This window comes from Arhodomonas sp. KWT (assembly GCF_010993615.1).
This window is the reverse complement of sequence record NZ_WNXE01000001.1, coordinates 1-5,189: the sequence shown is the minus strand read 5'-3', so window position 1 is coordinate 5,189 and position 5,189 is coordinate 1. Positions and strand designations below refer to the sequence as shown.

The following is a 5,189-nucleotide window of genomic DNA, read 5'->3' as shown; positions in this document are numbered from 1 at the left end:
CGTGATCACGCCCGTCGCCCCGATTAGACCGATCAGCGTCGCCAGATCCATCCGCTATGTGTCCCCGATGCTGCCAGTGCATGGCGAGGACTTCGCCCCGCTTTCACTCAAGGGTATCGGCGCCGGAGCCCGATCCTTGACTGACGTCATGCTAATATCCGGCGCGATCACGCCGGTACCCCGCAGATGCGGACAACACGGCGCGCGCGGCGTTCACCCCCGACCGGCTCCGGTACGCCGGTCAAGTCGCCCGCGGCCGTGCCGATACGAACGGGGAAGGCTATGTTTCACGGAACGGCGGGGCAACAATGAAGCAGTCAAAACGCAGTGAAGCCACCGAGAGGGGCGCAACGCGCAAGGGCCTGCGCAACCGCAGGATGGGCCTTACGGCCAAGGTAATGGCGGCACCGGCGCTGATACTGGCGCTGTTCGTGATCGTCGGCGTGGTAGCGGTCAACGGTTTCCGCAGCGTCGACTCCCAGATGACGGATGTCACCGAGACGCTCGTGCCGAACACCGCCGTCGCCACGGACATGCTGAGCTCCCTGTACCGCCAGCGCCTGCGCCTGGATGCCTACATCACCTCCCGCGATCCGCAGATGGCGAAGGAGTTCTCCCAGTTCGGCGAGGAGTTCGACGCGGCGGTCAAACGCGCCCAGGGCCTGATCGAGAACACCGAGCGCCAGGACCTCGTCGACCAGCTCGCCGAGCAGCACGGGCGCTACGAGAAGGTCTTCGAGACGAAGATCGAGCAGGCGGCGACGGGCATCAACGAGATCGCCACCAAGCTCGGCGATACCGCTTCCGGCATCAATGCCCCGCTCCAGGAGCTGGCGGAGGCGGGCACCGGTTCCAACGACTATCTCCTCGCTTACCAGGCCCAGTCCACCCTCGGACTGTTCAACCAGCTCCGGGCCACCACCCGGCAGTACGTGAACAACCAGGACCCGGCCCTGAAGAAGGAAACGAACCAGCTCGCCGAGGAAACGGCGAAGGGCATCGAGCGCCTGTCCACCTACGTGCTCGGCGACCACCAGGAGGAGCTCGTGAAGCAGGCCCGTGACGGCCTGACGGAATATCACGAGACCGCCAAGGGGCTCGCCTCCCGTCTGAATGCCATCGGGACCGCCAGGGACGACACCCTTGATCCGCTCGGCAAGTCCATGGCGAAGGCCGCCCGCGCGCTGCAGGACAGCACGTTCGACGATCTGGCCGACGTGGCGAAAGGCGCCCAGGGCCGTGCCCAGCAGGCCTCCCTGGTGACCTCCGGCGTACTGGCTGCGGCCGTTATCGGCGGGTTGCTGCTCGCGCTGCTGATCACCCGCGGCATCGTGCGCCCGATCAAGCGCGGCCAGGAGCAGATCACCGGGCTGCTCACCAGCATGGAAAACGGCGACGCGGACCTCTCCCGCCGCCTGGACGCCGGCAAGAACGACGAGGTCGGGGAGTTCATCGCCGCGGTGAACGGTTTCCTCGGCGCGCTACAGGGCGTCGTGCGCGGTATCAAGCAGGAAACCACAAGCCTGGCGAGCGCCTCCGAGGAGCTCACGGCGGTCACCCAGAGCACCGATGAGGGTGTCCAGCGCCAGCGCTCGGAGATCGATCAGGTCGCCACCGCGATGAACGAGATGGCGGCCACGGCGCAGGAGATCGCGCGCAACACCGCCGAGGCGGCGAAGAGCGCGGAATCCGTCTCCGACGAGGGCGAGCGTGGCCGCAAGGTCGTGCAGGATACGGTGGAGGCCATTGACGGGCTCGCCTCGGAAGTGGAGTCCGCGGCGCAGAAGGTAATGACCCTGCGCGACGAGGCGGGCAACATCTCCACGGTGCTCGACGTCATCCGCGAGGTGGCGGAGCAGACCAACCTGCTCGCGCTCAACGCCGCCATCGAGGCGGCCCGCGCCGGCGAGCAGGGTCGCGGCTTCGCGGTGGTCGCCGAGGAGGTCCGCACCCTCGCCCAGCGCACCCAGGAATCCACCGGCGAGATCCAGTCGATCATCGAGCGGGTGCAGAACGGCGCGGAGGACGCGGCCACCGCCATGGACAGCAGCCGCAGCCGCGCCCAGGAGACCGTGGACAAGGCCGCCGAGGCCGGCGACTCGTTCAGCAGCATCAGCAAGGGCATCAACCAGATGACCGAGATGAACACGCAGATCGCCGGCGCCGCCGAGGAGCAGACCGCCACCAGCGAGAGCATCAACCAGAGCGTCTCGCAGGTCGGCTCGGTGGTCGAGGAATCGGTCAACGCCATGGATCAGCTCAAGAGCGCGGGCGAAGAGCTCGCGGCCATGAGCAACCGCCTCCGCGAGCTCGTGGGGCGCTTCCGCGGCGAGTAACCCGCCGACACACCTCACGACCCGTCACCGCCCCGGCCGGGCTTCCCCTGCCGGGGCGGTTTCTTCCGCCGGGCAATCGCACAGGGCATGCGCCGAAGGCGCGCGACGCATCCCGTAGGTCGGCTACTCGGAGGCTGCCGACACCGGGCGGACGGCCAGAGGCTGGGATTCGCAGCCGGGTCGGGCATCGGCACGATTCTGGAGGTGGCAATCGCAATAGCCGGCTTAGTATGCTGAACCCCGGCTGGAGCGCCACGCACACCTCATCACCACAGGGAGTCGCCGGTGTTGAATCACGTACCCATCCAATCCGGACGCCGCCGGGCACGGCATGCGCGGCTCACCCTCCGGGTATGGCTGCGCACTGCGGCGGCCACCGCCGTCATGGCATGCACCGTCGCCGCAGCCGCCCCTCCGGACGTGCAGGTCCGCGCCCTGTTCCCCGGCAAGGCATTGCTGGAGATCGACGGCACCCGGGTCGTGCTCTCCGAGGGCACGACCGGTCCCCGCGGTGTGCGCCTCATCGACGCCACCCCCAAGGCCGCGGTCATCAGTATCGACGGCCAGCGCCGTCGACTGAGCCTCACCAGCCGTGCCGGCGGCACATACGCCGCCACCACCCCCCGCCAGATGCGGCTGTCACCGGACACCCGCGGGCGCTACATGAGCAACGGCCGCATCAATGGCCGCCCCGTGCGCTTCCTGGTGGACACCGGTGCCGATATGGTAGCGATCAACGCGGCCATGGCGGACGGCATGGGGCTGGATTACCAGGAAAGCGGGACCCGCATACGGGTCAATACCGCTTCCGGCGCCACCACCGGCTGGCGGGTCACCTTCGATCGGGTACGCCTCGGCGAGGTGGTGGTCCAGGGGGTCGACGGGATGGTGCTCCCCGGCGGCGCGCCGAGCACGCCGCTACTGGGGATGTCGTTTCTCGGGCGGGTAAACCTCCGGCACGAGGGCCGGGTACTGGTCATCGAGCAGCACTGATCCGGAAACGGCGGACGAGCTCATCCAGCTCGTCGGCCAGGCGCTGGAGCGACTCGCTGGCGCGGGTCGTCTCGCCGGCGGTCTCGGCACTGTCGTCGGCCACCTGGGCGATATTGGAGATACTGCGGTTCATCTCATCGGTGGTCGCGCTCTGCTCTTCAGCGGCACTGGCGATCTGGTCGTTCATCTCGTTGATGCGCTGCACACCCTCGGCGATCCGCTGCAACGCCGCCCCGGCCTCGCGGGCCTGCTCCACGACCTCGCCCGCGGCACCGCGGCTCTCCCCCATCAGCTCCACGCTCCGCCGGCTACCCGACTGCAGCTCCTCGATCGTGCGCTGGATCTGATCCGTGGACTCCGCGGTGCGACGCGCCAGCGCCCGCACTTCCTCGGCGACCACGGCGAAACCACGGCCCTGCTCGCCGGCCCGGGCCGCCTCGATGGCGGCGTTGAGGGCCAGCAGATTGGTCTGCTCGGCGATATCGCGGATGACATCCAGCACCGAGCCGATGGCCGTGCTGTGCTGGTCGAGCTGCTCCACCGCCGTACCCGCCTCGTCGATACGCTCGGCCAGCTGATCCATGCGGGATACCGTGGTCTCCACCACGCCACGCCCGTTCTCGGAATCCCGTGACGCAGACGCCGCGGACTCGGCCGCCTCGCCCGCATTCCGGGCCACTTCCTGCACGGTGGCGTTCATCTCGTTCATGGCGGTGGCGACCTGGCTGGTCTCCTCGCGCTGGGTCGTGATCGCGGTGCGATTATGCTCCGCCAGTGCCGCCGTCTGCTCGGCGGACTCGCCCAGCCGGGCGACCGCCCCGCGGACCTCTCCAACCAGCTCGCCGACATCGGTGCGCAGGCGTTCCGCGGCCTCGGCGACCCGCCCGAGCTCATCCTGGGTATGACGCTCCACCGGCCGGGTGAAATCCCCGGCCGCCATCGCCTGGAGCCCTTCCACCAGCTCGCCGGCGGGGCGCGTGATACTGCGGCGCAGGAGAAACAGGAAGACCGCAAACGCGACCAGCACCGCGATCGCGATCAGGACGAGCGTGATCATGAAGTTGCGCATCGTCGACGCCGCGGTCTCCTGGGCCATGCCCTGCAGCCGCTCGTCCACCCGGTCCTGGACCTGGACCAGGGTCTGCCGCGGTTGCTCGGCCAACCCGTCCACCATCGCACGCGCCGTCAGACGCATATACCCGGAGTCGACGAAGACCTGCAGCGCCTCATCGTAGCCGCTGCGCATCTCCGCGTACTCGGAACGGAAGCGTTTCAGCAAGGCCCGCACTTCTGGCATGCCGTCGAGACGGGAGATCAGCGCCTTGCTGTCCTCCTCGATGGAGTCACCCTGCTTGCGGAACCGGGCCTCCGCCTTCTCACGCGCAGGGTCGGCACCGAGAAGCATGATGTCCTTCCAGGCAAGAAGCTGACGGTCCAGATCCTGATTCAGAGAGCTGATATCGGCCTGGGTGACCAGGGAGCTGTCGAGCAGCCCGCGATAGGTCTGCAGGCCCTGCCAGGCCACGGCCATGGCAAACAGCGCAGCGCCCAGGGTCAGCCCGGTACCCAGGCCGGTATTGAGCAGCAGCTTGTTGCGGATGCTCGACGTCAGCAGTCTGAACACGATCGCCCCTCTTCCGTCCGTGAAACCCTTACCGTTCTTTAGCGGCAGGTTCACCCGGGAACTTGAGCGGCGTGCATACCGCCGGCCTGTGATGGAAACAGGCCGGCGACGAACTCGCGGGAACCGATGCCAACCGGAGGACCCGGTCAGCGGAAAATTATGGTGCCGGCGCACGGACTCGAACCGCGGACCTACGCATTACGAATGCGTTGCTCTACCAGCTGAGCTACGCCGGC

At 68.0% G+C, this 5,189-nt stretch carries 3 protein-coding genes and 1 tRNA gene; 2 read left to right on the top strand and 2 right to left on the bottom strand.

All coding sequences use genetic code 11. The features are described 5' to 3' along the window. Positions 1-308 precede the first annotated feature (308 nt). Together G7A99_RS00020 and G7A99_RS00015 are read left to right on the top strand one after the other, a co-directional pair. Entirely contained in the window at positions 309-2,336 is a 2,028-nt protein-coding gene (locus G7A99_RS00020) for a methyl-accepting chemotaxis protein (protein WP_163138558.1), read from the top strand. Positions 2,337-2,624: 288 nt separating this feature from the next. Then, entirely contained in the window at positions 2,625-3,329 is a 705-nt protein-coding gene (locus tag G7A99_RS00015) for a TIGR02281 family clan AA aspartic protease (RefSeq protein WP_163138557.1), read from the top strand. On the opposite strand, the gene G7A99_RS00010 is transcribed toward G7A99_RS00015, so the two are convergent. Further along, the gene (locus G7A99_RS00010; RefSeq protein WP_163138556.1) at positions 3,313-4,953 is read right to left on the bottom strand and encodes a methyl-accepting chemotaxis protein; all 1,641 of its coding nucleotides are present in this window, start codon (positions 4,951-4,953) and stop codon (positions 3,313-3,315) included. The two genes, G7A99_RS00015 and G7A99_RS00010, sit on opposite strands and share 17 nt — an antisense overlap. Before the next feature lie 160 nt (positions 4,954-5,113). Next, positions 5,114-5,189, bottom strand: a tRNA-Thr gene (locus tag G7A99_RS00005).

What these genes read in the sequence shown, in the direction of transcription:
- G7A99_RS00020 (WP_163138558.1), top strand. Translation starts at nt 309, where the DNA reads ATGAAGCAGTCAAAACGCAGTGAAGCCACCGAGAGGGGCGCAACGCGC.